Here is a 25,904-nt window from a genome sequence, read left to right on the forward strand (position 1 = left end):
GAACCTTAGACTGACGGTTCGAATTGATGCGGCAGAAAAATCAGGAGTGCGGATGGGCGCCGGCGCCTTGACCAGGGAAGTCGACCTTCAGAACGCTGACCGCCAGCGCTGGCTGGCGCTCGCCGAAAAGGCGCTTGCCGGCGGCTCCTTCGAGGACAGGCTGGTTTCCCACAGCGACGACGGCATCCGCATCGAGCCGCTCTATGAGCGCTCGGCCACGGCCGAACCGATGGTCAGGGCAAATCCGGGAGCGCCCTGGATCGTCAGCCAGCGCGTCGACGATCCGGATATTGGCCGCGCCAAGGCGCAGGCACTGGACGATGTCGCGCAAGGGGCGACCGGTCTGTCACTGGTTTTCGAGGGCGCGCCGAACGCTTTCGGCTATGGCCTGCCGCGAACGGCCGAGGCGCTGGAAGCGGTGCTCGACGGCGTGCCGCTCAACCGCGTCCAGGTCCGCATCGATGCCCATCCCTGGAGCCGTGCGGTGGCCGACTGGCTGGTGGCATTCCTGGGCAAGCGCCGCTCCGATCCGGCCAAGCTCAACCTTTCCTTCGGCATCGATCCGGCGGCGATCTTCGCCGGCACCGGCCGGCTGCGCATGTCGATCGAGGCGCTGCAGGAATCGATGCCGCAGTCGATGGCGCATTTCTTCTCGATGGGAGTGCCCGGCGTGCTGCTCGAGGCCGACGGGCGCGTCTTCCACAATGCCGGCGCCACCGAGGCCCAGGAGCTCGGCACGATGATGGCGTCGGCGGTCTCCTATCTCAGGATGTTCGAGAAGGCGCGCCAGCCGCTGGTCTATGCCGCACCCCATATCGGCTTCGCGCTCAGCGTCGACCAGGACCAGTTGCTGTCGATGGCCAAGGTGCGCGCCTTGCGCCGGCTGTGGGCGCGGATCCAGGAAGCCTGCTCGATCCCGGCCTCGACGGCCAGCATCCACGCCGAGACGTCCTATCGCATGATGACGGCGGCGGACCCGGAGACCAACATATTGCGCACGGCGATCGCCTGTTTCGCGGCCGCCGCCGGCGGGGCCGATTCGATCTCCATCCTGCCACACACAATCGCGCATGGGCTGCCGGCCGGCTTTGCCCGCCGCGTCGCCCGCAACGCGCAGCTGATCATGGCCGAGGAAAGCCACGTCGATCACGTCGCCGACCCCGCTGGCGGATCGGGCGCCGTCGAGGCGCTGACCAATGATCTCTGCGCGGTCGCCTGGCAAGAATTCCAGCGCATCGAGGCCGAAGGCGGCGTGCTGGCGAGCCTGCAGCAAGGCTACATCCAGAACCGCGTCCAGACCGCCGCTGCGAAGCGCAACGCCGAATACCGGACGGGCGCGCGCGCTATCGTCGGCACGACACTGTTCCGCGCGGGCAGCGAACGCCCGGTCGAAACACTGGCGGCGGAGCGGCGACCGGCGCTGACGGAAGGCGTCGCGACCTGCGAGCCGCTGTTTCCGGTGCGCATCGATCAGTCGATCGGAGCCGGCGCATGATCCCCGATTTCAGCCAGATCGGCTGGTCTGCTCCGCGCCGCGCGCCGGTCGAGCTCAAGGGCCAGCGGATGACGCCGGAAGGCATCGCCGTGAAGCATCTCTACATGCAGGGCGATCTCAAGGGCCTCGCCAATCTCGATACCTATCCCGGCTTGGCGCCCTTCGTGCGCGGCCCCTACCCGACAATGTACGTCCAGCAGCCCTGGACGATCCGGCAATATGCCGGCTTCTCAACGGCGGAAGAGTCGAACGCCTTCTACCGGCGCAACCTGGCGGCCGGGCAGAAGGGCCTGTCGGTCGCTTTCGATCTCGCCACGCATCGCGGTTATGACAGCGACCATCCTCGCGTCGCAGGCGATGTCGGCATGGCGGGAGTCGCCATCGATTCCATCCTCGACATGCGCCAGCTGTTCGACGGCATTCCGCTCGGCGAAATGACGGTGTCGATGACCATGAACGGCGCGGTGCTGCCGGTCATGGCGCTCTACATCGTGGCGGCGGAGGAACAGGGAGTTGCGCAAAAGGATCTCGCTGGGACCATTCAGAACGACATTCTGAAGGAGTTCATGGTCCGCAACACCTACATCTACCCGCCGAAACCCTCGATGCGGATCGTGTCGGACATCTTCGCCTACACGTCGCGCAACATGCCGAAGTTCAACTCGATCTCGATCTCGGGCTACCATATGCAGGAGGCCGGCGCGACGGCGGACCTCGAGCTCGCCTACACCATCGCCGACGGCATCGAATATGCCCGCGCCGGCGTCGCTGCCGGGCTCGACATCGACCGCTTCGCGCCGCGGCTTTCCTTCTTCTGGGCCGTCGGCATGGACTTCTTCATGGAGGTCGCCAAGCTCAGGGCCGCGCGCCTGCTGTGGTCGAGCCTGATGAAGAAGAATTTTGCGCCCAAGGACGAGCGCTCGCTGTCGCTGCGCACGCACTGCCAGACGTCAGGCTGGTCACTGACGGCGCAGGATCCCTACAACAACATCACCCGCACGATGATCGAGGCGATGGCGGCGACGCAGGGGCATACGCAGTCGCTGCATACCAATTCCTTCGACGAGGCGATGGCGCTGCCGACCGACCATTCGGCCCGCATCGCCCGCAACACGCAGCTCATCCTGCAGAAGGAATCCGGCACCACGCGCATCGTCGACCCGTGGGGCGGCTCGGCCTTCGTCGAGCGGCTGACGCAGGATCTGGCGGCGCGCGCGCTCGCTCACATCGAGGAGGTCGAGAGCCTCGGCGGCATGGCGGCGGCGATCGAGAAAGGCATTCCGAAGCTGCGCATCGAGGAGGCCGCGGCCCGCACCCAGGCACGCATCGATTCCGGCGAGCAGACGCTGGTCGGCGTCAACGCGCATCGGCCGCAAACCGACATCGAGGTCGACGTGCTGAAGATCGACAATGCCGAGGTCAAGGCCAGGCAGTTGGCGAAGCTGCAGCGGCTGAAGGGCACGCGCGACGTCGGCGCGGTCGAGGGCGCGCTTGCCGCGTTGACGCGGGCGGCCGAGGACGACGAGAACCTGCTTGAATTCGCCATCCGCGCGGCGCGCGCCAAAGCGACCGTCGGCGAGATTTCGCTGGCGCTGGAAAAGGTTTTTGGGCGTCATGTCGCCTCGGTGCAGACGATCTCCGGCGTCTACCGCGATGCGCTCGGCGACAATCCGGCGGTCGACAGGCTGCAGGACAAGATCGCGACGTTTGAGGAGAAATCCGGTGGCAAGCCACGTATCCTGGTTGCCAAGATGGGTCAGGACGGCCATGACCGCGGGCAGAAGGTGATCGCCACCGCCTTTGCCGATCTCGGCTTCGACGTCACCGTCGGTCCGATGTTCCAGACGCCCGAGGAGATCGCGAAACTGGCGGTCCAGCACGACGTCGACATCATCGGCGCCTCCTCGCTCGCGGCCGGACATTTGACGCTCATTCCTGAGCTCAAGGAAGCGCTGAAGAAGCTCGGCCATGGCGACATGCTGATCGTCGCCGGCGGCGTGATCCCGCCGCAGGACTATGATGCGGTGCTGAAGGCGGGTGCGGCGGAAATCTTCCCGCCGGGCACGGTCATTCCAGAAGCGGCGGACAGGCTTATGGACCGCTTGCTGGCGGCGGCATGAGGCCGTTATAATTCCTGTTGCAACAATCGGCGTCTGGCGTTATAATCGGCGTTGCAACAGGATGATCCGTCATGAACACGACCATTCGCAAAATCGGCAATTCCGAAGGGCTGATCCTGCCGAAGGAACTTCTCGACCGGGTGAACCTGAAGGCGGGCGACAATGTGGTCGTCGTCCAGGAGGGTCAGGAGCTTCGCTTGCGCCGCCTTGAGGACTCTGCCGAAGAATTCGAACGCAAGATGAAGATCGCGCGTGAGCGGATGAAGAAATACGAGGTTGCCTACCGCGCGCTCGCGAAATGACCGCGCATCATTCGCGAGAATTCGTGGAGGCGATGCACGCCGAGCAGTTGCGCCTTCACGGCGGTGCGCCGGGCATTCGTGACGAAGGCATGCTGGAATCAGCGCTTGCTAGGCCTCAGCAGAAGGAGGCCTATGGAGAGCCCGATCTTTGCGAACTGGCGGCCGCTTATCTCTTTGGCATCGCAAAGAACCACCCATTCGTCGACGGCAACAAGCGCACCGCTTTTGCCGCAGCCGATTTGTTTCTCTACTTCAATGGATTGAGTGTCGAGGCCGAGCAGGAGGACGTCATCCAAATGGTGATGATGGTTGCAGCGGGTGAAATCGACGAAGCCGGGGCCGCGGCATTCTTCCGCGACCATGTCGTCAGGCTGGAAGACTAGCTCTCAGCCTTGTCCGAAAGCTTGGTGATCTCCCACTCCTTGCCGTTGACCGACGCGATGTCGCCAAGCTTCTTGCCGAACAGCGCCACTGCCATCGGCGAGACATGGGAAATGCTGCCCTTTGAGGGATCGGCCTCGTCCTCGCCGACGATCTTCCAGTGCACTTTCTTGCCGTCATCGCCTTCCAGCGTGACGCCCATGCCGAAGCGGACCACGTCGCTGCCGGGCTCGGGCACGGAAAGCTCCGCACTCTCGCGCCTGGCGGTCCAGTAGCGCAGGTCGCGCGACACGAGCGCGATGCGCTCGCGGTCGGCTCGCCTCTCGGCCTTGCCCAATTCGTCGCGCAGTCCTTCGAGTTCCTGATCGATCATTGCCAAGCCACGCTCCGTCACCAGGTTGCGGTGCTGGCTGATCGGACGCTCGCCAATGCCGGCGATGGCGTTTTCGCTGTCTTCTTCGCGGGTAAAAGCTCTGCTCATGCAATGAACTTAGGCCCGGTGCCGCCTCTGTACAAGCTGTAGTCCGACGGCAGGCCTGGCACGATTCCTGCGACAGGGATGGCAAACGCCAGGACCTGTGCCGATGTTGAACAGACGAATGCTGCTCGCCCAGACCGCCGGCTTTGCCATTGCGGGCCTTTGCGCTGGCAAAGTCTCGGCCAAGGTGCTGCCCGGCATCGCGAAAGCCTCGATGCGCGGTTCGATCAACGCCACCGAGCTCGGCGTGCAACCAGGCACGCTTGACGACCAGAGCAAGGCCTTCACCAAGCTCCTCAACGACGCCAGCGAGCGCGACGCGCCGGTGTTTTTGCCGCAGGGCACCTATGTCGTGTCCAACCTCAAGCTGCCAGCGCGCCTGCGCCTGAGCGGCGTGCCGGGCGCCACGCGCATCGTCTATGGCGGCAACGGCCATCTGATGATGGTCGAGCAGGCCGAGCATATCGAACTCGGCGGGCTGGTGTTCGACGGCTCGAACCGCTGGCTGGCCGACTATGCGCAAGGCCTGCTCGACCTGCGTCGCGTCGGCCATCTCGTCATCGACAATTGCCAGGTCACCGGCAGCGGCAAGAACGGGCTGGCGCTGGAGCATGTTTCGGGCCGCGTCGGGCGTTGCGACATTTCCGGCGCGGCGGACGCCGGCATCTATTCGGTCGAAGCCGGCGGGCTGGAGATCTCCGGCAATACGGTTTCCGACTGCGCCAATGGCGGCATCCTCGTGCATCGCTGGCAGCAGGCGGAAGACGGCACCCTCGTCAGTGGCAACCGCGTCGAGCGCATCGGCGCCAGGAGCGGCGGCACCGGCCAGAACGGCAACGGCATCAACGCCTTCCGCGCCGGCAATGTCGTGATCTCGGGCAACATCGTCTCGGACTGCGCCTTCTCGGCGATCCGCGCCAACAGCTCCAGCAATCTGCAGGTCACCGGCAACACCTGCTCGCGCTCGGGCGAGACGGCGCTCTATTCGGAATTCTCCTTCGAAGGCGCGGTCATCGGCAACAACATCATCGACGGCGCCGCCAACGGCATCTCGATCGTCAATTTCAACGAAGGCGGCCGCATGGGCGTGTGCGCGAACAACATCGTGCGCAACCTGTCGACGGTCGGCCCCTACCCCGCCGACGCGCCCGGCTTCGGCGTCGGCATCAGCGTCGAGGCCGACACCACCGTGTCGGGCAATGTCGTCGAGAACGCGCCGCTCTATGGCATGCAGATCGGCTGGGGGCCTTATCTGCGCAATGTCGTTGCCACCGGCAACATCATCCGCAAGGCCGGGACCGGCATTGCGGTGTCGGTGGTCGAGGGCGCAGAAACGGCCATCATCTCGGACAATGTCATCGATGGCGCGCTGAACGGCGCTATCGTCGGCCAGCGCTGGGCCGATCCGGCGACCGCCGACCTCGCCCAGTCAGGCAATGCCGGCTATGCGCATCTGACCGTTGAGCGCAACCACGTCAGTTGAGCGCAGCCGTCGGCCGTAGCGTGCCAACCTTGGCGCCAATCCGGCTTTCGACGGGGCGATGGGCGAGCTCCATCAGTTTTGCGGCGAGGCCTTCGTCGCCACGCAGCAGCCTGGCCAGCACCGCGGCGATCATCACCTCGGCGGCGCGGCCGGCGCCGTCGTCGCATTTCAGCGCAATGCCGAGGCCAAGCTCGGGAACGGCGGCGCAATAGACGCCCTCTGCACCGGTCTTGACGAAGATGCGGCCGGGCGCCGCCTGCATCAGCGCGACATCGGCGCCGCCGCTGCCGGAGACCAGGAAGGGCTCGGCCATGCAGGCGGACAAGAGCCGCTTCGCCGCCCTGGCCCGCTCCGGCGCAAAGCCCCTGCCCGTCGCCATGCGGGCAAAGCCGAGCGCGAAGCTCTTTAGCGGCACGGCATAGGTCGGGATGGAACAGCCGTCGGTGCCGCAGTGGTCGACGTCATGGGCGGCACCGGTCACGGACTGCATGGCATCGCGAACCATCTCCTGCTGGGCGTGGCCGGCCTTGACGTAGCCGCGATGGGCGATGCCCGCATGCACGCAGGTGCATAGGAAGCCGGCATGCTTGCCGGAGCAGTTGTTGTGCAGCGCGTTCGGCACGCCGCCGGCACGGGCAAGCGCTATGGTGGCGTCATGGTTCGACGGCCAATGCGCGCCGCATTCGAGCGCGGTTTTGTCGAGACCGGCTTTCGCCAGCATGGCTTGCGCCAGTTCGACATGCGCGGCCTCGCCGGTATGCGAGGCGCAGGCCAGCGCCAGTTCGCGGTCGCCGAAGCCATAGGCGTCGGCCGTACCGCTTTCGACCAATGGCAGCGCCTGGATCGCCTTCACCGCCGAGCGCGGAAACACCGGGCGGACCGTCTCGCCGATTTCGAGCAACGGCTTGCCGTCAGCATCGAACACGGCGACCGCGCCGCGATGGGCGCTTTCGACCACCGCGCCGCGCAAAACCTCGACCAGAACCGGATTTGACATGCTGCCTCCCGCACGCGCGCGCCCAGAGGGCGCCGCTTTAAATGCGGGCCGCTTCTACCTGATCCGGTCGAGAATGGAAACGTAGTTGGCAACGGCAGCGCCACCCATGTTGAAGATGCCGCCGAGCTTGGCGCCCGGCACCTGGATGCCGCCCGCCTCGCCGGTGAGCTGCATGGCGGTCAGCACATGCATCGACACGCCGGTGGCGCCGATCGGGTGGCCCTTGGATTTAAGGCCGCCGGAGGGGTTGACCGGCAGGCGGCCGTCCCTGGCCGTGGTGCCGTCCAGCGCCAGCTTCGCGCCTTCGCCTGGCTTGGCCAGCCCCATCGCCTCGTATTCGATCAGTTCGGCGATGGTGAAGCAGTCATGCGTCTCGACGAAGGAGAGGTCGTCGAGCGTCACGCCGGCCTTCTTCAGCGCCTGGTTCCAGGCCTGCTCGCAGCCCTCGAAGGCGAGGATGTCGCGCTTCGACATCGGCAGGAAATCCTGGACGTGCTCATTGGCGCGGAAGGTGACGGCGCGGCGCATCCTGAGCGCCGTCGCGGTGTCGGTGAGCACAAGCGCGGCGGCGCCGTCCGAAACCAGCGAGCAGTCGGTGCGCTTCAAGGGACCGGCGACGAACGGGTTCTTCTCGCTTTCCTGGCGGCAGAATTCAAAGCCGAAATCCTTGCGCATCTGCGCGTAAGGATTGTCGACGCCGTTCTTGTGGTTCTTGGCGGCGATCATGGCGAGCGCATCCGACTGGTCGCCATAGCGCTGGAAATAGGCCTGCGCGATCTTGCCGAAGACGCCGGCAAAGCCGGCGGGCGTGTCGCCATCCTCCGGCAGGTAGGAGGCCTTGAGCAGGTTTTTGCCGATCTCGGGGCCGGGCGTGGTGGTCATCTGCTCGGCGCCGACCACCAGCACAATGCGGGCCGCATTGGCGTCGATGGCGCGGATACCTTGCCTCACGGCGGCCGAACCGGTGGCGCAGGCGTTTTCGACGCGCGTCGCCGGCTTGAAGCGCAGCCGGTCGTCGGCCTGCAAAACCAGACTGGCGGTAAAATCCTGCGCGGAGAAGCCAGCGTTGAAATGGCCGAGCACGATCTCGTCGACATCGTCGGGACCAATCCCGGCATGGTCGAGCGCCTCGACGGCGACCTTGGTGATCAGGCCCTCGAGCGTCTCGCCCTCGAGCTTGCCGAAGCGCGAATGCGCCCAGCCGACGATGCATGCGGTCATTACAGCCTCCATTTGCCGCGCAGCCTGGCGTGTGGATCCTCAGGTGATGCCGGCCTGACCTGAACCTCCACACACGCTAGCACGTCCTGTCGCGGCATGAGATTCAATATTGTTCAACAGTGAACTTTTTTCCAGCCCAGGGGATGGGCCAGACCAACAGGATCGTTTGATGCCAGCATCGATTTTTTGTTGATTGATCCGTCAATAAAAAATAATCTTATATCGAGCCCGGATCCCAAAATGCCGAAAATCGGAATGGAACCCTTGCGCCGCAAGGCGCTCATCGATGCGACGATCTCGGCGATCGGCGAGCGCGGCTCGCTGGACGTGACGATGTCGGAGATCGCCGGCCGCGCCGGCGTGTCGTCGGCGCTGGCGCACCATTATTTCGGCGCCAAGGACGAGCTTCTGTTCGCGACGATGCGGCACATACTGTCGGAGCTCAACACCGACACCAGGCGTGCGCTGCGGGCCACCGGCACGGCGCGCCAGCGCGTCTCGGCCGTGGTCGCCGTCAGTTTCTCCGACGACCAGTTCCAGCCCGAGACCATCGCCGCATGGCTTGCCTTCTATGTCGAGGCGCAGAAGTCGTCGGCCTTGCGGCGCCTGCTCAAGATCTATGCGAGGCGACTGCATTCGAACCTGATGAGCGGGCTGACCGGCATCCTGTCCCGACGCGAAGCGGATCGCGTCGCCGAAGCGACGGCGGCGCTGATCGACGGGCTCTACATCCGTCGCGCGCTGAAAGACGGCGTGCCGGACGCGGCGACGGCCATCGCGCTCGTCGAAGACTATCTCGAAACCAAGCTCAGCGGACGGAGCCTGCCTTGACGAGCGGACGGCCCAATTTCCTGATCGTCATGGTCGATCAGCTCAACGGCACGCTGTTCCCCGACGGACCGGCGGAATTCCTGCATGTGCCGCATCTGAAGGCACTTGCCGCCCGCTCGGCGCGCTTTGCCAACAACTACACCGCCTCGCCGCTCTGCGCGCCCGGCCGCGCTTCGTTCATGAGCGGGCAGTTGCCGTCGCGCACCGGGGTCTACGACAACGCGGCGGAGTTCACGTCCTCGATCCCGACTTTTGCCCATCACCTGCGATCTGCCGGCTACTACACCTGCCTGTCTGGCAAGATGCATTTCGTCGGGCCGGACCAACTGCATGGCTTCGAGGAGCGGCTGACCACCGACATCTATCCGGCCGATTTCGGCTGGACGCCAGACTATCGCAAACCCGGCGAGCGCATCGACTGGTGGTATCACAATCTGGGCTCGGTGACCGGCGCGGGCGTCGCCGAGACCACCAACCAGATGGAGTATGACGACGAAGTCGTGTTCCTGGCCACGCAGAAGCTCTACCAGCTTTCGCGGGAGCAGGACGATGCGGACCGGCGGCCCTGGTGCCTGACCGTTTCGCTGTCGCACCCGCACGACCCGTACGTCGCGCGCAAGCAGTATTGGGACTTCTACGAGAATTGCCAGGCGCTGGACCCCGAAACCGGGTTCATCGCGCATGACGAGCAGGACGCGCATTCGCAGCGGCTCTACCACGCCAGCGACTATTCCGCTTTCGCGATCACAAGCGACCAGGTGCGCCGTTCGCGGCGCGGGTATTTCGCCAACATCTCCTATGTCGACGACAAGCTCGGCGAGCTGCTGGACGTCCTCGGCCGCACGCGCATGCTCGACGACACCGTCATCCTGTTCTGCTCGGACCATGGCGACATGCTCGGCGAGCGCGGGCTGTGGTTCAAGATGAGCTTCTTCGAGGGTTCGGCGCGCGTACCGCTGATGATCGCCGGCAAAGGCGTGCCGGCCGGGCTGATCGAGGCGCCGGTCTCCAATCTCGACGTGACGCCGACGCTGTGCGACCTCGCCGGCATCGACATGGGCGCCATCGCTCCGTGGACCGACGGCCAGTCGTTGCTGCCGCTCGCCAATGGCGGGCAGCGCACCGCGCCCGTGTTGATCGAGTATGCCGCCGAAGGCTCCTACGCGCCGCTGGTGGCGATCCGCGACGGCAAATACAAATTCGTCCATTGCGAACTCGACCCGCCGCAATTGTTCGACCTCGAAACCGATCCGCTCGAGCGTGACAACCTCGCCGACGACCTGGCCAACGCGGCGCTGGTCGCGGCGTTCATGGACAAGGTCCGGGCGCGCTGGGACATGGCCGCTTTCGACGCCGCCGTGCGCGAGAGCCAGGCGCGCCGCTGGGTGGTGTATCCGGCGCTGCGCAACGGCGCCTATTACCCCTGGGATTTCCAGCCGCTGCAGAAGGCGTCCGAGCGCTACATGCGCAACCACATGAACCTCGACAATCTCGAGGAGAGCAAACGGTATCCGCGAGGCGAATGATGACAACGCTCGTCCCCTCACTCGACCATCTCAAAATGGCCTATGCCCTCACCTCGGCCGCAACGCAGGTGACGCCATTGCTGGAGTCGACGGCGCTCGCCAGGGAGACGGGCGCGGCGCGTGTCTTCGTCAAGCCGGAATCGCTGCAATGGGCCGGCTCCTTCAAGGTGCGCGGTGCCTATTGGCGGCTGAAGCAGCTGTCGCCGGATGAGGCCAAGAAAGGCGTCGTCGCCTACTCGTCCGGCAATTTCGCGCAAGGGCTGGCCGCCGCCGGCCAGGCGCTCGGCATTCCCGTCACCATCGTGATGCCGATCGATGCGCCGGCCGCCAAGCGTGAGGCCACCGCCGGCTATGGCGCGCGCGTCGTGCTCACCGACCATGGCGATCGCGCACGCGAGGAAGTGGCGGCCGCCAGGGCGCGCGCGATCGCCGAGACCGAAGGACTCACGCTGCTGCATCCCTTCGACGATCCGGAGATCGTTGCCGGCCAGGCCGGCGCCGGGCTGGAGGCGCTCGACCAGTTGGCGGCGAAGAACGCGCATGCCGACCTGGTGTTCTGCTCCGTCGGCGGCGGCGGGCTGATCGGCGGCGTGTCGCTCGCTTTCCACTATCTGTCGCCCCAGACCGAAATCATCGCGGTCGAGCCGGAAGGCTTCAACGGCATGGGTTCCTCACTGGCGCACGGCGCCATCGAGACGATGCCGATCGGGCCGAAATCGATCTGCGACGGGCTTATGGCGAGGCAGCCCGGCGAAGCGCCATTCGCGGCGGTGCGCGCGGCCGGCGTGCGCGGCGTCACCGTCGACGATATCTCGGTGCGGCGCGCCATGAAGATCGCCTTCGAGCGGATGAAGCTGGTGCTGGAGCCGTCGGGCGCGGCGTCGCTGGCGGCGCTGCTTGGGGGAAAGGTGAACGTGGCGGGAAAAACCGTCCTTGTTGTGGCTACCGGCGGCAATGTCTCGCTCGCCGATTTCATCTCGCATATGAACGATGGGCGCATATGAACAATGCTTGAAGCGGACTTCGTGATCATCGGCTCCGGCTCCGCCGGCTCGGCCATGGCCTACAGGCTGTCGGAGGACGGCAAGCACTCGGTGATCGTCATCGAGTTCGGCGGCACCGATATCGGGCCGCTGATCCAGATGCCGTCGGCGCTGTCGATCCCGCTCAACATGAGCCTCTACGACTGGGGCTTTGCCAGCGAGCCGGAGCCGCATCTCGGCGGCCGCGTGCTCGCCACCCCGCGCGGCAAGGTGATCGGCGGCTCGTCCTCGATCAACGGCATGGTCTATGTGCGCGGCCATGCGCGCGACTTCGACCACTGGGCCGAACAGGGCGCAACCGGCTGGGGCTTCGCCGACGTGCTTCCCTACTTCAAGCGCATGGAGGATTCCGACGGCGGCGAGGATGGCTGGCGGGGCAAACGCGGCCCGCTGCATGTCCAACGCGGCACGCGCAGGAACCCGCTCTACGGCGCCTTCGTCGAGGCCGGCCGCCAGGCCGGTTTCGAGCTGACCGACGACTACAACGGTTCGAAGCAGGAAGGGTTCGGCCCGATGGAGCAGACCATTCTCGGCGGCCGCCGCTGGTCGGCGGCGAACGCCTATCTGAAGCCGGCTCTGAAACGCAAAAACGTCACCTTGGTCAAGGGCTTCGCTCGCCGCGTGGTGATCGAGAATCAACGCGCCATCGGGGTCGAGATCGAAGCTAACAAACAGATTCAAATCGTTAAGGCGCGACGTGAAGTGATCGTCGCGGCATCGTCAATCAATTCGCCGAAGATCCTGATGCTGTCGGGCATCGGCCCGGGCGCGCATCTGCAGGAAAACGGCATCCAGGTCGTTGCCGACCGGCCAGGCGTCGGCCGCAATCTGCAGGACCATATGGAACTCTACATCCAGCAGGAATCGACCAAGCCGATCACGCTGAATTCGGTGCTCAACCCCTTCTCCAAAGCGTTGATCGGCGCACAGTGGCTGTTCTTCAGGACCGGCCTCGGCGCCACCAACCATTTCGAGGCCGCGGCTTTCGTGCGCTCGCGGGCCGGCGTCGACTATCCGGACATCCAGTACCACTTCATTCCGGCGGCGGTGCGCTATGACGGCAAGGCGGCAGCGAAGTCGCACGGCTTCCAGGCGCATGTCGGGCCGATGCGCTCGAAGTCGCGCGGCTCGGTGACGCTGCGCTCGCCCGATGCGAAAGCGAAGCCGGTGATCCGCTTCAACTACATGTCGCATCCGGACGACTGGACGGAGTTCCGCCACTGCATCCGGCTGACGCGCGAGATCTTTGGGCAGAAGGCTTTCGACAGTTTCCGCGGCAAGGAGATCTCGCCCGGCAGTCATGTGCAGTCGGACGAGGATCTGGACGCCTTCATCAGGGATCACGCCGAGAGCGCCTATCATCCTTGCGGCACGTGCAAGATGGGCCGCGCCGACGATCTGACGAGCGTGGTCGATCCGGAATGCCGGGTGATCGGCGTCGAGGGCCTGCGCGTCGCCGACTCCTCGATCTTCCCGCGGGTGACCAACGGCAATCTCAACGCGCCCTCGATCATGACCGGCGAGAAGGCTTCAGATCACATCCTTGGGCGGATGCCGCTGGCGCCGTCCAACCAGGAACCATGGATCAATCCGCGCTGGCAGGCGGCGGATCGATAGGGCATTGTGAGGCTGGCGCCCTCCCGCCCAGCGACCATCAATGGAGAAGACCATGCGCGCCCAGCCCACGGCATCGCACTATGTCAACGGCCGCTACATCGAGGACGAGGGCGGCGCGCCGCTGCCTGTGATCTATCCGGCCACGGGCGAGACAATCGCCACGCTGCATTCCGCGACGCCGAACGTGCTGGAACTGGCGATCGAGGCCGCGCGCGCCGCACAACCGGCCTGGGCTCGGCTGAAGCCGGTCGAGCGCGGCCGCATCCTGCGCCGCGCCGCCGACATTCTTCGCGCCCGCAATGCCGATCTCGCGCGCATCGAGACGCTGGACACCGGCAAGGCTATCCAGGAGACGCTGGTGGCGGACGCGCCCTCGGCGGCGGATTGCCTGGAATATTTCGGCGGCGCGGTCGCCGCCTTCAACGGCGAGGCGGTCGATCTCGGCGGGCCTTTCGCCTACACGCGGCGCGAGGCGCTTGGCGTCTGCGTCGGCATCGGCGCCTGGAACTATCCGATCCAGATCGCCGGGTGGAAATCCGCCCCGGCGCTCGCCATGGGCAACGCCATGGTGTTCAAGCCCTCGGAGAACACGCCGCTGTCGGCGCTGGCGCTGGCCGAGATCTACTCGGAGGCCGGCCTGCCCGACGGTCTGTTCAACGTCGTGCAGGGCTATGGCGATGTCGGCGCCGGCCTCGTCGGCCACGATGTCGTCGCCAAGGTTTCTGTGACCGGCTCGGTGCCAACCGGACGCAAGGTGCTGTCGCTCGCCGGCTCGAAGATGAAGCACGCGACGATGGAGCTCGGCGGCAAGTCGCCGCTGATCGTCTTCGACGACGCCGATCTCGAAAACGCCATCGGCGGCGCCATGCTCGGCAACTTTTACTCGACCGGTCAAATCTGCTCCAACGGTACGCGTGTCTTCGTGCAGAAGGGCATCCACGACCGTTTCGTCGACCGTCTGGTAGAGCGTACCAAGAAGATCCGCATCGGTGACCCGCTCGATCCAGAAACGCAGATGGGGCCGCTGGTCAACAAGGCGCAGCAGGAGAAGGTCGTCTCCTACATCGCGACCGGCAGGCAAGACGGCGCTGCCCTCGCCTGCGGTGGTAGCGTGCCCTCGCTGCAGGGTTTTCAGGGCGGCTTCTTCGTCGAGCCGACGGTATTCACCGGCGTCACCGATACGATGCGCATCGCCCGCGAAGAGATCTTCGGGCCGGTGATGAGCGTGCTGAAGTTCGACAGCGAGGACGAGGTGATCGAGCGCGCCAACGACACCGAATTCGGGCTCGCCGCCGGGGTCTTCACCCGCGACCTGCCGCGCGCCCACCGCGTCATCGCCGAACTGCAGGCCGGCACCTGCTGGATCAACGCCTACAATCTGACGCCGGTGGAAATCCCCTTCGGTGGGGTGAAGCAGTCGGGCATCGGGCGGGAGAACTCGCTTGCGGCGCTGGCACTCTACTCGCAGCTGAAGGCGGTCTATGTCGAGACGGGGGACGTGGCGAGCCCGTATTGAGGGGCTGGCGCGAGGCACGCCTAATCTCCCCCCTTGAGGGGGAGATGTCGCCGAAGGCGACAGAGGGGGGTCGCCGCGCGTGGGGCGCTAGCCTTATCCTGTCGCAAAAGAAGGTCGCGTCCAGTCGAACCGACCCCCTCTGGCCTGCCGGCCATCTCCCCCTCGTGGGGGGAGATCGGCGGCTTCAGCCTCCCTCCCCGGCCGTTCCATCCAGATACTGCGTCAGCGCGCAGACGAGGTGGTAGAAAATGCTGGCCGGCACGTCGGTCGCCAGCGAGCGGCCGCGTTCGTCGATGCGGTCGATCCAGAGGCCGAGCGGCGCCGGGTCGATGTGCCAGCGGAACAGGCGGCCGACGCGCGCCTCGATCTCCGGCTTGAGGTCCGGCCCGCCCGTGCCGTCCAGCGCAATCGCCGCCTTGACCGCTTCGGCCTGCGGCCAGCTGCGCGACACCCGGTCGAGCGGCAGGCCTTGCCTGGAGACGGCGCCGTAGGACAGGCCGGTGGCGCGGTTGAGGCCGTTGGCGACGGCGGAGGCATAGAGCTTGCGGGCAAAGGCGGTGAGCTCGGTCTGGCCGCTGCGGCCGGCGAAATCGACGAGCAGCGAGGCCCATTCGAAATGATGGCCGGGCTCGGTCCAGCTGCCCTTCTCGCCGGCCACCGGCTTCCAGCCGTCGTCGAAATGTTCGCCGAGCGTCCAGCTTTCCGGATCGAAAAAGTGGCTGCGGAAGAGGTCGATGATCTGCGCCGCGCGGCGCAGATAGGCGCGCTCGCCGGTCGCCTGATGCCAGGCGAGGAAGGCTTCGAGCAGATGCATATGCGGGTTGGAGCGCCGCTCGCCTTCGCCGTCGGACGTTTCGAGGAAGCCGGTCATGCGGCTGTCCTCGAGATGGGCGTCGAGAAAAGCAAAGGTCTCCTCGCCGAGCCGGAGCGCGTCGGGATGACCCGATATATGGGCGTGCGCCAGCGCCAGAAGCACGCAGGAATGGTCGTAGGCGTCCTCGGCCGGGTCGGCGACCGAGCCGTCGATGTTGAGCGTGCGCACCCAGCCGCCCCTTGCGGTGCGGCCCTTGCCGGTCATGAAATCGATGCCATGGGCGATCAGCCGGTCGGCCGGGCCGGTCCAGCCGCGTTCCTTGGCCACCGCGAAAGCATAGACCTGGCGCGCCTGCGTGCGCATGCGCTTGGGCTTCATCAGCGGCGAGCCGTCGAAGCCGAGCGCCTCATGGAAGCCGCCATGACGCTCGTCGACGCCCGACGTCGACCACAGCGGCAGCGTCTCGTCGAACAGCCAGTGATGTACGCGCTGCCGCCAGGCGCCGCTTTCGATGACGCGGTCATGCGCCGGCGTGAAGCGGGTTTCCAGGCGACCCGACTTCTCCAGCTGCTCGACGATCTTCTTGACGTGCTGGCTGTGGCTGACCGGCGCCACGAAAGTGGCGTCGGCGGTCGAGACGATGGCGACGTCCTTCATGCCGATGGCCGAGAGCAGCCGGCCCTCGCCGCGAATGTAGGAATTCTCGCAATCGATGGCGACGACATCGCCGACGATGACGTTGCCTTGATTGTCGGAGGGCCCGACATCGAGCAGCGACTGCCAGGAGCCGAGATCGTTCCAGCGGAAGCCGGCCGGCACCATGGCGATGCCCTTGGCACGCTCCATGATGGCGTAGTCGATCGAGGTCGATGGGATGGCGGAATAGAGTTCCAGCGGCATATAGAGACCGGAAAGATCCGATGTCGCCGCCTTATAGGCGGCTTCGGTGGCCTGCCAGATATCAGGCGCGAAAGCCGCGAAGGCGTCGCGCATGGCGCCGGCGCGAAACAGGAAGATGCCGGTGTTCCAGTAGAAGGTTCCGGCTTCGAGATAGGTTTGCGCGGTGGCGAGGTCGGGCTTCTCGACGAAACGCGAGACATCGAACACACCGTCCCTGTCGGCGGCGACCTCTATATAGCCGTAGCCGGTCTCGGGCTGGGTCGGCTTGATGCCGAACACCACCAGGCGGCCGGCATGAGCCGCCACGGCCCCGGCTTCAACACTGCGCCAGAACTGCTCCGCGGTCGAAATCTCGTGATCGGACGGCACCACCAGCACCAGGCTGTCGCCGAATTCGGACAGCGTGCGCAATGTGGCGAGCGCGACGGCGGCCGCGGTGTTGCGTCCGGTCGGCTCGAACAGCGGGCCGCCGCCGGCAAGATCGAGGCCTGCGAGGTCGGCATGGACGCGCTCGGCGTGGCGCTCGGCGGCGATCAGGAAGATCGGCGTTTCGCCGGCCGGCCTTGCCGCCAGCCGGCGCAGGGTCTTGGCCAGCATCGAACCGTCGCCGGAAAAATCGTGGAACTGCTTGGGATTGTCCTCGCGCGACAGCGGCCAGAGCCGCGAGCCGACGCCGCCACTCATGACGAAACTGACAATGCGCTCGCTCATCCGGGTCTCGCAATCAGAAGTTGGTCGCATGGGTACGCACAGCTTTATGCACTGTTTACCCGATTCGAAATCCGCTCGGTCGCCAGATCGATGAACGCCTTGACCAGGGGCGACAGGTGGCGGCTGCTCGGATAGAGGACGTAAAGACCGCCGGCCGGCGTGGTGTGATCCCCAAGGACGCGGCGCAGCCGCCCCTCGCCGATCAGCGCGTCCGCCATTCCGTAGGGCAATTGAGCGATGCCGTAGCCGGCAATGGCGGCGGCGACGACAGCCTGCATCTCGTTGGCGGCGAAGCGCCCGGATACCGTGACCGTCTCCTGGCCTTGCGGCCCGTCCAGGACCCAGTGAGCGCCGGCTGCCGAGGGGCCGGCAATGACGCAGTGGTGATGAGCGAGATCCGCCGGCGCTTCCGGTGCTCCATGGCGCGCCAGATAGTCCGGGCTGGCGCAGAGATGCCTGTGCGTCGAGCCGAGCTTGCGGGCGATCAGCGTCGAATCCTGCAAGACGCCAGTGCGGAAGGCGAGATCGATCCCGTCCTCAACCAGGTTGAGCTTGTCGTCGGTCAGGCGAAGCTCGACCTTGGTCTTCGGATAGATCTCGAGAAACTCGACCACGGCGCGGTTGAGGAAATAGGCGCCGAAACCGACGGGCGCCGAGATACGGATCGTGCCCGATGGTTCCGCGCTCGCCTCGGCAAGGCGCAGATTGGCCTCTTCGATCGCCCGCAGTGCCTGGCTGCTCTGCTCGTAATAAAGGCGCCCAGCATCCGTCATGTTGAGGCTGCGGGTCGTGCGCTGCAGCAGGCGGACGCCGAACTCGCGCTCGAGCGCGGCAATGCGGCGGCTGACCGTCGTCTTTGGCATGGCAAGCAGGCGCGCGGCGGCGGTGAAGCTGCCGGTTTCCACAACGCGGGCAAAAACCGCGATGTCGTTGAGGTCGATCATTGTATCCAAGAGTGGGACAAAGTTTTCCAATTATAGGTGATTATGCATCAATGCCGCAAACCCTAACTTTGCTCCACGCAAACACGGAGCAAACAGATGACCATCAAAAGAGACATTCTGGTGACCGGCGCCACCGGCCAGCAAGGCGGCGCGGTCGCGCGCGCTCTTCTTGCCAAGGGCCACGGCGTCAAGGCGTTGACGCGCTCGCCGGACGGCAAGGCGGCGCGGCAACTGGCGACCGCCGGCGCCGAAATCGTGGCCGGCGATCTATCCGACGCCGCCTCCATCATCAAGGCTGCGAGCGGCGTCGACACCATGTTCCTGATGGGCACCATGACCGAGGCCGGCATGGAGGAAGAGACCCGCCAGGGTATCCTTGCCGCCGACGCGGCGAAGGCTGCCGGCGTCGGGCATCTCGTCTATTCGTCCGTCGCCGACGCCAACAAGAAAACCGGCATCCCGCATTTCGAAAGCAAATATCTGGTCGAGCGGCATATCGAGCGGCTCGGCATCCCCTATACGATCAGCGCCCCGGTCGCCTTCATGGAGAATTTCGTCGCCCCCTGGTCGATCGGCGCGCTGGCCCAGGGCACGCATGCTTTCGCGGTGCCCGCCAAGCGCAGGCTGCAGCTGGTCGCGCTGGCGGACATCGGCGCCTTCGTCGCGGCGCTGATCGAGCGTCGCGAACGGGTATTCGGCAAGCGCTTCGATTTCGCCGGAGATGAATTGTCCGGCGAAGAGCAGGCGAAAATCCTGTCGCAGGCCATCGGCCGCCCGATCGGCTACCAGGAGGTCCCGATCGCCATGGCCCGCCAGCAGAACGAGGATGCGGCGTTGATGTTCGAATGGTTCGACAGCGTCGGCTACGACGTCGACATCCCCGGCTTGCACAAGGAATTCCAGGAGGTGCGCTGGCACAGCTTTGCCGACTGGGCGCGCGCGTTCGACTGGAGCATGCTCGATCGGTCAGCCGCCTGATTGCGCTGGGTTTCGGCAAGCGGATCAGCCAGCCCATCGTGCTGGTCCGCTTGCCCTTTTCGCGCAGCGGATCGCTGAGCCAGCCCGAAGATTTCAACAGTCCGCGGCGAATGTGACGAAATGCGACAGACGTACTGCCATTGGCGCTTGCAGGATCGAAAAGCGGCGGCTATAAGCCCGCGGTCTGGTCACGGAGTGTAGCGCAGTCTGGTAGCGCACATCGTTCGGGACGATGGGGTCGCAGGTTCAAATCCTGCCACTCCGACCAGAAAAACAAGCACTTGGCTGCTTGTTGCCTCCCGCTCCCGAAATCACCCGTCTGCGCCGCAAATCGAGCGGAACGGCCTCTGGCCTTCCATTGTGCTCGACAACAGGCTCTCGCTTTGACCTAATGGCGCCCTACCCTGGTTCGACGGGCGTGCGGGACTGAGGAACGGCGAGAGCAGGTGAAAGTATGAAGTCCGCGCCGACGGCAGCACTCCTGTTTACTTTGATCACCGTGCTGCTCGTTGCGGTTGGCTGCTCCTCGAGGCTTGCCTCGATCGATTCGGACAAATACGACCGCATGAGCTGCCCGGAACTCAACGTCGCGCTCGGCGACACCGCCACCGGGATCTCGCAAACCGCCATCGCACGCGGCAAGGTCGCCAATACCAGCGTGCCGAACTGGCTGCTCGGCGGCGAGCGCGTGAAGACGGTCGTGGCCAACCGCGAAACGGCCAGGATCGAACGGATGCAGCAACAGCAGCAGGCGATCGTCGCGGCAAGAAAGCGGCAGTGCACGTCGTAGCGTTGTGCGGCTGGGCACAGGGCCGCTGCCTTACGCGCTCATCCGAAATCGCGCCGTATCGATCGCGGCGTTCATCAGCGTCTGGGTGTAGCCGGCCTGCGGATTGCTGAAGATGTCTTCCGTCGGCCCTTCCTCGACGATCTTGCCCTGCTTCATGACGATGATGTAGTCGGCCATGGCGCGGACCACGGCGAGGTCGTGGCTGATGAACAGGTAGGACAGTTCGTGGTCGGCCTGCAGCTTGCGCAGCAGCTCCACGATCTGCTTCTGCACCGAGCGGTCGAGCGCCGAGGTCGGCTCGTCAAGCACCACCAGCCTCGGCTTCAGGATCATGGCGCGGGCGATGGCGATGCGCTGGCGCTGGCCGCCCGAGAATTCGTGCGGATAGCGGTTGCGCGAATTGGGATCCAGCCCGACTTCGCGCAGCGCCTCGACCGCGCGCTGGTCGCGCTGCTTGCCGGTGAGCGACGGCTCGTGCACCAACAGCCCTTCGGTGATCACCTGGCCGACGGTCATGCGCGGCGACAGCGAGCCGAACGGATCCTGGAAGACGAGCTGCAATTGCCGCCTGAGTGGCCGCATCGCCTGGCGGTCGGCGTCGGAGATGTCGCGGTCGCCGAAGCGGATCAGGCCCTCGCTGGGCAACAGCCTGAGCAGCGCGCGGCCGAGCGTCGACTTGCCGGAACCGGATTCGCCGACGATACCGATCGTCTGGTTGCGTTTCAGGCGGATCGAGATGTTGTCGACGGCGCGCAGCATCAGCGGCTCGCCGGCGAGGAAGCCGCCGCCGATCCTGAACACCACCTCGACATTGCGGCCCTCGAGCAGCACCGGGGCACCGGCCGGCGGCGGCGCCTTGGAGCCGGTCGGCTCGGCCGCCAGCAGCATCTTGGTGTAGGCGTGCTGCGGGTTGGCGAAGAGCGCTTCGGCCTCGCCCTCCTCCACCACCTCGCCCTGGCGCATGACATAGACGCGGTCGGCGAAGCGCCTGACGATGCCGAGATCGTGGGTGATGAAGACGATGGCCATGCCGAGCTTGCGCTGCAATTCGGCGAGCAGCATCAGGATCTGCGCCTGGATGGTGACGTCGAGCGCCGTCGTCGGCTCGTCGGCGATCAGGATGTCGGGATCGTTGGCCAGCGCCATCGCGATCATGACGCGCTGGCGCTGGCCGCCCGACATTTCGTGCGGATAGGATTTCATCCTCCGTTCGGGATCGGGAATGTGCACGAGCCGCAAGAGCTTCAGCGCCTCCTCGCGCGCTTCCGCCGCGCCCAGCCCGCGATGCCTGCGGATCGGTTCGATCAGCTGGTTGCCGATCGAATAGAGCGGATCGAGCGAGGTCATCGGCTCCTGGAAGATCATGCTGATCTTGCGGCCGCGCACCTTGTTGAGCTCGCTCTTGCTCATCGTCAAAAGGTTGCGGCCGCGATAGTCGACGGCGCCTGTTGCCTCGCCGTTGGAGGCCAGCAGGCTCATCGCGGCCATCATGGTCTGGCTCTTGCCGGAGCCGGATTCGCCGACCACGGCGACGGTCTCGCCGGCCCTGACGTTGATGTTGATGCCCTTGACCGCCTCGACCGCACCGTCGAGGGTGCGGAAGCGGACGCGAAGGTCCCTGACGTCGAGGATCGTTTCGGCAGCGGCCATGTCAGCGGTCCTTCGGGTCGAGCGCGTCGCGCAGGCCGTCGCCGACGAAGTTCAGCGCGAACAGCGTCGAAACGAGGAAGAAGGCGGGGAACAGAAGCAGCCAGTTGGCGCTGCCGATGTTCTTGGCGCCGACCGAGATCAGCACGCCCCAGCTGGTCATCGGCTCCTGCACGCCGAGGCCGAGGAAGGACAGGAAGCTTTCCAGGATGATGACCTGCGGCACCAGCAGGGTCATGTAGATCACCACCGGGCCTAGCAAATTGGGGATGACGTGACGCATCAGGATGCCGCGCTGGCCGACACCCATGGCTTCGGCGGCCTGGACATATTCCTGCCTTCGGATCGACAGCGCCTGGCCGCGCACGATGCGTGCCATGTCGAGCCACAGCACGGCGCCCACCGCCAGGAACATCAGGACGAAGTTGCGGCCGAAGAACACCACCAGCATGATGACGAAGAAGATGAAGGGCAGCGAATAGAGCACGTCGACGATGCGCATCATCACCTCGTCGACCCGGCCGCCGGCAAAGCCGGCCGCGGCGCCGTAGAGCACGCCGATCACCACCGCCACGACGCCCGCCAGAAGGCCGATGGCCAGCGATATGCGCCCGGCCATCAGCGTGCGCGACAGCAGATCGCGGCCGGTGTTGTCGGTGCCGAAGTAGAAATATTGCTGCTTGATGGCGGCACTCATCGTCACTTCGAGCCCGTCGGGCGATTTGCTATCGATCTTTGTGTCGTCGAAGGCGTCGGACCGATCGAGATAGCGGATGTAGCGGTCGTCTATCGGCTTCTTCGACGTGACGGTCACGATGACGCGGCTACCGTCCTGGTGCCATTCATTGATGTCGACGCGCATGCGCTTGATGGCGTCGGTCAATGCGGTCTGGATCATGTCGGGCTTGGGGTATGCCGAGAAGCTCGGCGGCGTGCGCACATAGTCGCCGTAGATCGTGGTGTATTCGTGCGGCACCAGGGATGGACCAAACACGCTGATCAGCGCGATGAAGGCAAGATAATAGAGGCTGAACATGGCGGCGCGGTTGGCCTTGAGGCGCGCCCAGGCGTCGCCCCAGAGCGAGCGGCCAACGACTGCGGGGGCTGCGGCTGCGATATCAGTCATAGCGCACCCTCGGGTCGACGACAGCGTACATGACATCGACGATCAGGTTGAAGACGATGGTGAAGATGGCGATGACCACCACAGTTCCCATGACCAGCGTGTAGTCGCGGTTCAGGGCGGCATCGACGAAATAGCGGCCGACGCCCGGAATGGAAAAGATGGTCTCGACGATGACCGAGCCGGTGAGCAGCGCCGCCGCCGCCGGGCCGGTGAAGGAGACGATCGGCAGGATGGCGCCGCGCAGCGCGTGCTTGACCACCACCGACCAGTCGGACAGTCCGAGCGCGCGGGCGGTGCGGATGTGATGGGAGCGCAAGCTCTCGATCATCGAGCCGCGCATCAGCCGGGCGACGATCGCGATCTGCGGCAGCGCAAGCGTCAGCACCGGGCCGACCTTGTTGATCAGGGCGCCGTCGCCCCAGCCGCCGATCGGCAGGAGCTTCCAGGTCAGGCCGAACAGGAGCTGGATCACCGGCGCGATGACGAAAGTGGGAATTGTGCTGCCGGCCGTCGCCAGCGCGATCACGGCATAGTCGCCAAGCTTGTTCTGGTTGAGCGCGGCGACGGTGCCGAGCACGCCGCCGAGCAGCAAGGCCAGCAGCAGCGCCGAGGACCCGAGCTGGACCGAGATGGGCAGCCCCTTGGCGAACAGCTCGGTGACGGTGAAATCCGGCATGTTGTAGCTCGGGCCGAAATTGCCGCGCAAAAGGTTACCGAGATAGTGGGCATATTGCAGCCAGAGCGGATCGCCCAGGCCGAACTGAGCTTCGAGATTGGCCCTGATCTCAGGGCTCAGTCCCCGCTCCTGGTTGAACGGGCCGCCCGGCGCGACACGGATCAGGAAGAACGCCAGCGTCACGATGACGAATAGCGTCGGGATGGCGGTCAACAACCGCCGGAAGACATAACGCAGCATCGGCGCCCCGCTTCAGCCAGGGTGACGGCTCTCCAAACGAAGACCCGCAACGCCGGCATCTCTGATCTTCGCACCGGCATTGCCGAAAATCCAACCCGACTTTCGGCCCGGTACGACGACAGACCGCGGCCGCCGCTGCCCAAAATGGCAGCGGCGGCACGGCCAAGGTTTCTTGTCAGTCCTTGGAGATGAAGCGGGACGGATGGATGTCCATCACATTGTCGTCGAAGCCATGCAGCTTCGAGGAAACGATGTCGTGGAAGCTGTAATAGAGAAGCGGGATCTGGCCGACGTCGTCAACGAGGACGCGCTCCGCCGCGGCCAGCTCCTTCATGCGCTCCTCGGGCTTGCCGCCGGCGGCGGCTGCCTTGTCCATTGCGGCCTCATAGGCCGGGCTGTTGTAGTCGGAGTAGTTGTTGCCGCTCGCTTTGCGCGAGATGCCGAGGAAGGTTTCCGGATCCTTGTAGTCGGCGATCCAGGCGGCGCGGGCGACGTCATAGTTACCCTTCTGCTCGAGGAAGCCATAGTGGGTCTTGGTGTCGGTGTTGAGCAGCGTCACCTCCACGCCGAGCGGCTTCAGCTGCTCCTGGATGGCGACCGCCGTGTTCTTGTGGTTCTCCGAGGTGTTGTAGCGGATCTCCATCTTCAACGGATGCTCGGGCGTATAGCCGAGTTTCTCGAGGATCTTCTTGGCAGCGTCCTCGCGGTCGATCTGCGGCATGTCGGCGTATTTGGCCACTGCCGGCGTATAGCCCTCGATGCCCGGAGGCACCATCGAATAGCCGGGCAGCATCGAGTTCTGCCAGACTTTCTCGGCGAGGAAGTCGCGATCGATCGCCATCGAGATGGCGTTGCGCAGCTCGACATTGTCCCACGGCGCCTTGTCGGTCTTGATCGCGTAATAGTAGGTGCCGAGATATGGACCGACGCGGACCTGGTCGCCGAACTTGGTCTTGAGATCGGCAAGCTGTTCGGTCGGCAAGTCACCATAACTGTCGAGTTCGCCGGCCTCGAAGCGTTTCATCGCAGACGAGCGATCCTCGGTCGGGATGTAGTTGACGACGTCCATTTTGACGGTCCCGGCGTCCCAGAATTTCGGATTCTTGACCAGCTTGAGATGGTCGTTGGGCACCCATTCGGCCAGCGTATAGGCGCCGTTGGAAACCAGCTTGCCCGGCTTGATCCAGTCGGCGCCGAGCTTGTCTATGGACGCCTTGTTGACCGGATAGGTCGCCTGGTGGGTCAGCATCTCCAGGAAATAGGGCGTCGGCGCCTTCAGCGTCACTTCCAGCGTGTTGGCGTCCACCGCCTTCACGCCCATGTCCTCTGCCTTGCCCTTCTTGGTGTTGAAGTCCTCAGCGCCCTTCACCGGATAGAGCATCGAGGCGTATTCGGCAGCGGTGGCCGGGTCTTCCAGCCGACGGAACGAATAGACGAAGTCTTCCGCCGTCACCGGGCTGCCATCCGACCAGAGGCCGTCCTTGCGCAGCTTGAAGGTGTAGACAGTGCCGTCGTCGGACACGGTCCAGCTTTCCGCGGCGCCCGGGATGAGGTTCGTCTTCTGGTCATGCATGACCAGGCCCTGGAACATGTCGCGTATGATATCGGCTTCGTAGACCGTCGAGGTCTTGTGCGGATCGACGGTCTCCGCCTCGGCGGCGGATCCGCGGTTGTAAACGGTCTCGGCGAAAGCCGGCGTGTAGAAGGTGCCCGCGGCCAAGGCCATGGTCGTGGCGAACACCGTCGCCTTCAGCACATTTTTCAGCATGAAGTTCTCCCTGTCGGCGCGGCCCCTCAGCCACACCTATTACGTGTTGACGCCCCTGAACCAATTTTGGTCGTTTTTGGGCGTGCCACCGATCGCTTCCGGCGGCTGGTGGCAGGACACTAGACAGACAGATATCCGATTTCAACCGAGTCGTGCTGTGTGCACGCTTGACGCTAAGTTAGCGCGCAATCGCTAAAACAGCGGCGACTTAAGCAAAAACAGGACGTTCAACTTGCTGCACCTAGCGGTTGCTCCATCCGTTTTCTGTTTTTGCAGTGCGGATTTGGCATGCTCCGCACT

General features: G+C 65.1%; 21 protein-coding genes and 1 tRNA gene. 13 read left to right on the forward strand and 9 right to left on the reverse strand.

All coding sequences use genetic code 11. The features are described 5' to 3' along the window. The first annotated feature begins 52 nt into the window (after window positions 1-52). The 4 genes from EN846_RS12255 (at window position 53) to EN846_RS12270 (ending at window position 4,300) form a co-directional block, all read left to right on the forward strand. Window positions 53-1,495, forward strand: coding sequence for a methylmalonyl-CoA mutase subunit beta (locus EN846_RS12255; protein WP_128346297.1), 1,443 nt, complete (start codon window positions 53-55; stop codon window positions 1,493-1,495). Then, window positions 1,492-3,615, forward strand: coding sequence for a methylmalonyl-CoA mutase (scpA, locus tag EN846_RS12260; protein WP_127283089.1), 2,124 nt, complete (start codon window positions 1,492-1,494; stop codon window positions 3,613-3,615). Before EN846_RS12255 ends, scpA begins: the two co-directional genes overlap by 4 nt. Window positions 3,616-3,686: 71 nt before the next feature. After that, window positions 3,687-3,917 carry an AbrB/MazE/SpoVT family DNA-binding domain-containing protein gene (locus EN846_RS12265; RefSeq protein ID WP_127283088.1) on the forward strand — a complete coding sequence of 77 codons (231 nt, stop codon included), beginning with the start codon at window positions 3,687-3,689 and terminating at the stop codon, window positions 3,915-3,917. Then, window positions 3,914-4,300, forward strand: a complete 387-nt coding sequence (locus EN846_RS12270) for a type II toxin-antitoxin system death-on-curing family toxin (protein WP_127283087.1) — start codon at window positions 3,914-3,916, stop codon at window positions 4,298-4,300. Before EN846_RS12265 ends, EN846_RS12270 begins: the two co-directional genes overlap by 4 nt. Here EN846_RS12270 and greA read toward each other — a convergent pair. Then, complete coding sequence (greA, locus tag EN846_RS12275) at window positions 4,297-4,779, reverse strand: transcription elongation factor GreA (RefSeq protein WP_127283086.1); 483 nt, start codon at window positions 4,777-4,779, stop codon at window positions 4,297-4,299. The genes EN846_RS12270 and greA overlap by 4 nt on opposite strands. 103 nt (window positions 4,780-4,882) lie before the next feature. Here greA and EN846_RS12280 point away from each other — a divergent pair, with 103 nt between their 5' ends. Further along, complete coding sequence (locus EN846_RS12280) at window positions 4,883-6,259, forward strand: TIGR03808 family TAT-translocated repetitive protein (protein ID WP_127283085.1); 1,377 nt, start codon at window positions 4,883-4,885, stop codon at window positions 6,257-6,259. On the opposite strand, the gene EN846_RS12285 is transcribed toward EN846_RS12280, so the two are convergent. Further along, window positions 6,252-7,256 carry an asparaginase gene (locus tag EN846_RS12285; RefSeq protein ID WP_127311124.1) on the reverse strand — a complete coding sequence of 335 codons (1,005 nt, stop codon included), beginning with the start codon at window positions 7,254-7,256 and terminating at the stop codon, window positions 6,252-6,254. The two genes, EN846_RS12280 and EN846_RS12285, sit on opposite strands and share 8 nt — an antisense overlap. 54 nt (window positions 7,257-7,310) lie before the next feature. Beyond that, window positions 7,311-8,477, reverse strand: coding sequence for an acetyl-CoA acetyltransferase (locus EN846_RS12290; protein WP_127393554.1), 1,167 nt, complete (start codon window positions 8,475-8,477; stop codon window positions 7,311-7,313). A 240-nt stretch (window positions 8,478-8,717) separates the two neighbouring features. Between EN846_RS12290 and betI the strand changes: the two genes are divergently transcribed. Genes betI through betB form a run of 5 tightly spaced genes read left to right on the forward strand, consistent with a single transcriptional unit; the run spans window position 8,718 to window position 15,010 of the window. Next, window positions 8,718-9,308 carry a transcriptional regulator BetI gene (gene betI / locus EN846_RS12295; RefSeq protein ID WP_127311123.1) on the forward strand — a complete coding sequence of 197 codons (591 nt, stop codon included), beginning with the start codon at window positions 8,718-8,720 and terminating at the stop codon, window positions 9,306-9,308. Next, window positions 9,305-10,834: a choline-sulfatase gene (gene betC / locus EN846_RS12300; protein WP_127311122.1), complete on the forward strand. Its 1,530-nt coding sequence runs from the start codon at window positions 9,305-9,307 to the stop codon at window positions 10,832-10,834. The genes betI and betC overlap by 4 nt, the downstream gene beginning before the upstream one ends. Beyond that, complete coding sequence (locus tag EN846_RS12305; protein WP_127287131.1) at window positions 10,831-11,838, forward strand: threonine/serine dehydratase; 1,008 nt, start codon at window positions 10,831-10,833, stop codon at window positions 11,836-11,838. The genes betC and EN846_RS12305 overlap by 4 nt, the downstream gene beginning before the upstream one ends. Before the next feature lie 3 nt (window positions 11,839-11,841). Next, window positions 11,842-13,494, forward strand: coding sequence for a choline dehydrogenase (gene betA, locus EN846_RS12310; protein ID WP_127287132.1), 1,653 nt, complete (start codon window positions 11,842-11,844; stop codon window positions 13,492-13,494). A gap of 52 nt (window positions 13,495-13,546) precedes the next feature. Then, entirely contained in the window at window positions 13,547-15,010 is a 1,464-nt protein-coding gene (gene betB / locus EN846_RS12315) for a betaine-aldehyde dehydrogenase (RefSeq protein WP_128275880.1), read from the forward strand. 184 nt (window positions 15,011-15,194) lie between these two features. Here the strand turns inward: betB and EN846_RS12320 are convergent, their stop codons facing one another. Next, complete coding sequence (locus EN846_RS12320; RefSeq protein ID WP_128346578.1) at window positions 15,195-17,435, reverse strand: AGE family epimerase/isomerase; 2,241 nt, start codon at window positions 17,433-17,435, stop codon at window positions 15,195-15,197. A 44-nt stretch (window positions 17,436-17,479) separates the two neighbouring features. After that, the gene (locus tag EN846_RS12325; protein ID WP_127393022.1) at window positions 17,480-18,379 is read right to left on the reverse strand and encodes a LysR family transcriptional regulator; all 900 of its coding nucleotides are present in this window, start codon (window positions 18,377-18,379) and stop codon (window positions 17,480-17,482) included. 96 nt (window positions 18,380-18,475) lie between these two features. Between EN846_RS12325 and EN846_RS12330 the strand changes: the two genes are divergently transcribed. The 3 genes from EN846_RS12330 to EN846_RS12340 all read left to right on the forward strand — a co-directional run bounded on the left by EN846_RS12330 (window position 18,476) and on the right by EN846_RS12340 (window position 20,147). Then, window positions 18,476-19,357 (forward strand): NmrA/HSCARG family protein, encoded by an 882-nt coding sequence (locus tag EN846_RS12330; protein ID WP_127286547.1) that lies wholly within the window; start codon window positions 18,476-18,478, stop codon window positions 19,355-19,357. Between the two features lie 191 nt (window positions 19,358-19,548). Next, window positions 19,549-19,625: transfer RNA gene (locus tag EN846_RS12335), tRNA-Pro, on the forward strand. A 186-nt stretch (window positions 19,626-19,811) separates the two neighbouring features. Continuing rightward, entirely contained in the window at window positions 19,812-20,147 is a 336-nt protein-coding gene (locus tag EN846_RS12340) for a hypothetical protein (protein ID WP_127286548.1), read from the forward strand. Window positions 20,148-20,177: 30 nt separating this feature from the next. Here EN846_RS12340 and EN846_RS12345 read toward each other — a convergent pair whose 3' ends face one another. The 4 genes from EN846_RS12345 to EN846_RS12360 form a co-directional block, all read right to left on the reverse strand. Beyond that, a complete protein-coding gene (locus EN846_RS12345) occupies window positions 20,178-21,797 on the reverse strand; it encodes an ABC transporter ATP-binding protein (RefSeq protein ID WP_127393021.1) in 1,620 nt (539 codons plus the stop codon). A gap of 1 nt (window position 21,798) precedes the next feature. Next, on the reverse strand, window positions 21,799-22,920 hold the full coding sequence (locus tag EN846_RS12350; protein WP_127393020.1) for an ABC transporter permease subunit: 1,122 nt from the start codon (window positions 22,918-22,920) through the stop codon (window positions 21,799-21,801). Next, window positions 22,913-23,836: an ABC transporter permease subunit gene (locus EN846_RS12355; RefSeq protein ID WP_127393019.1), complete on the reverse strand. Its 924-nt coding sequence runs from the start codon at window positions 23,834-23,836 to the stop codon at window positions 22,913-22,915. The genes EN846_RS12350 and EN846_RS12355 overlap by 8 nt, the downstream gene beginning before the upstream one ends. Before the next feature lie 175 nt (window positions 23,837-24,011). After that, window positions 24,012-25,604, reverse strand: a complete 1,593-nt coding sequence (locus tag EN846_RS12360; protein WP_127311216.1) for a peptide ABC transporter substrate-binding protein — start codon at window positions 25,602-25,604, stop codon at window positions 24,012-24,014. Window positions 25,605-25,904: the final 300 nt, after the last annotated feature.

Origin of the sequence: Mesorhizobium sp. M4B.F.Ca.ET.203.01.1.1 (assembly GCF_004791025.1) — a bacterium.
Taxonomy (GTDB): Bacteria; Pseudomonadota; Alphaproteobacteria; order Rhizobiales; family Rhizobiaceae; genus Mesorhizobium; species Mesorhizobium abyssinicae.

Coding starts and splice junctions, on each gene's coding strand:
- EN846_RS12255 (WP_128346297.1), top strand. CDS start 53: ATGGGCGCCGGCGCCTTGACCAGGGAAGTCGACCTTCAGAACGCTGAC.
- scpA (WP_127283089.1), top strand. CDS start 1,492: ATGATCCCCGATTTCAGCCAGATCGGCTGGTCTGCTCCGCGCCGCGCG.
- EN846_RS12265 (WP_127283088.1), top strand. CDS start 3,687: ATGAACACGACCATTCGCAAAATCGGCAATTCCGAAGGGCTGATCCTG.
- EN846_RS12270 (WP_127283087.1), top strand. CDS start 3,914: ATGACCGCGCATCATTCGCGAGAATTCGTGGAGGCGATGCACGCCGAG.
- greA (WP_127283086.1), bottom strand. CDS start 4,779: ATGAGCAGAGCTTTTACCCGCGAAGAAGACAGCGAAAACGCCATCGCC.
- EN846_RS12280 (WP_127283085.1), top strand. CDS start 4,883: ATGTTGAACAGACGAATGCTGCTCGCCCAGACCGCCGGCTTTGCCATT.
- EN846_RS12285 (WP_127311124.1), bottom strand. CDS start 7,256: ATGTCAAATCCGGTTCTGGTCGAGGTTTTGCGCGGCGCGGTGGTCGAA.
- EN846_RS12290 (WP_127393554.1), bottom strand. CDS start 8,477: ATGACCGCATGCATCGTCGGCTGGGCGCATTCGCGCTTCGGCAAGCTC.
- betI (WP_127311123.1), top strand. CDS start 8,718: ATGCCGAAAATCGGAATGGAACCCTTGCGCCGCAAGGCGCTCATCGAT.
- EN846_RS12305 (WP_127287131.1), top strand. CDS start 10,831: ATGATGACAACGCTCGTCCCCTCACTCGACCATCTCAAAATGGCCTAT.
- betA (WP_127287132.1), top strand. CDS start 11,842: ATGCTTGAAGCGGACTTCGTGATCATCGGCTCCGGCTCCGCCGGCTCG.
- betB (WP_128275880.1), top strand. CDS start 13,547: ATGCGCGCCCAGCCCACGGCATCGCACTATGTCAACGGCCGCTACATC.
- EN846_RS12320 (WP_128346578.1), bottom strand. CDS start 17,435: ATGAGCGAGCGCATTGTCAGTTTCGTCATGAGTGGCGGCGTCGGCTCG.
- EN846_RS12325 (WP_127393022.1), bottom strand. CDS start 18,379: ATGATCGACCTCAACGACATCGCGGTTTTTGCCCGCGTTGTGGAAACC.
- EN846_RS12330 (WP_127286547.1), top strand. CDS start 18,476: ATGACCATCAAAAGAGACATTCTGGTGACCGGCGCCACCGGCCAGCAA.
- EN846_RS12340 (WP_127286548.1), top strand. CDS start 19,812: ATGAAGTCCGCGCCGACGGCAGCACTCCTGTTTACTTTGATCACCGTG.
- EN846_RS12345 (WP_127393021.1), bottom strand. CDS start 21,797: ATGGCCGCTGCCGAAACGATCCTCGACGTCAGGGACCTTCGCGTCCGC.
- EN846_RS12350 (WP_127393020.1), bottom strand. CDS start 22,920: ATGACTGATATCGCAGCCGCAGCCCCCGCAGTCGTTGGCCGCTCGCTC.
- EN846_RS12355 (WP_127393019.1), bottom strand. CDS start 23,836: ATGCTGCGTTATGTCTTCCGGCGGTTGTTGACCGCCATCCCGACGCTA.
- EN846_RS12360 (WP_127311216.1), bottom strand. CDS start 25,604: ATGCTGAAAAATGTGCTGAAGGCGACGGTGTTCGCCACGACCATGGCC.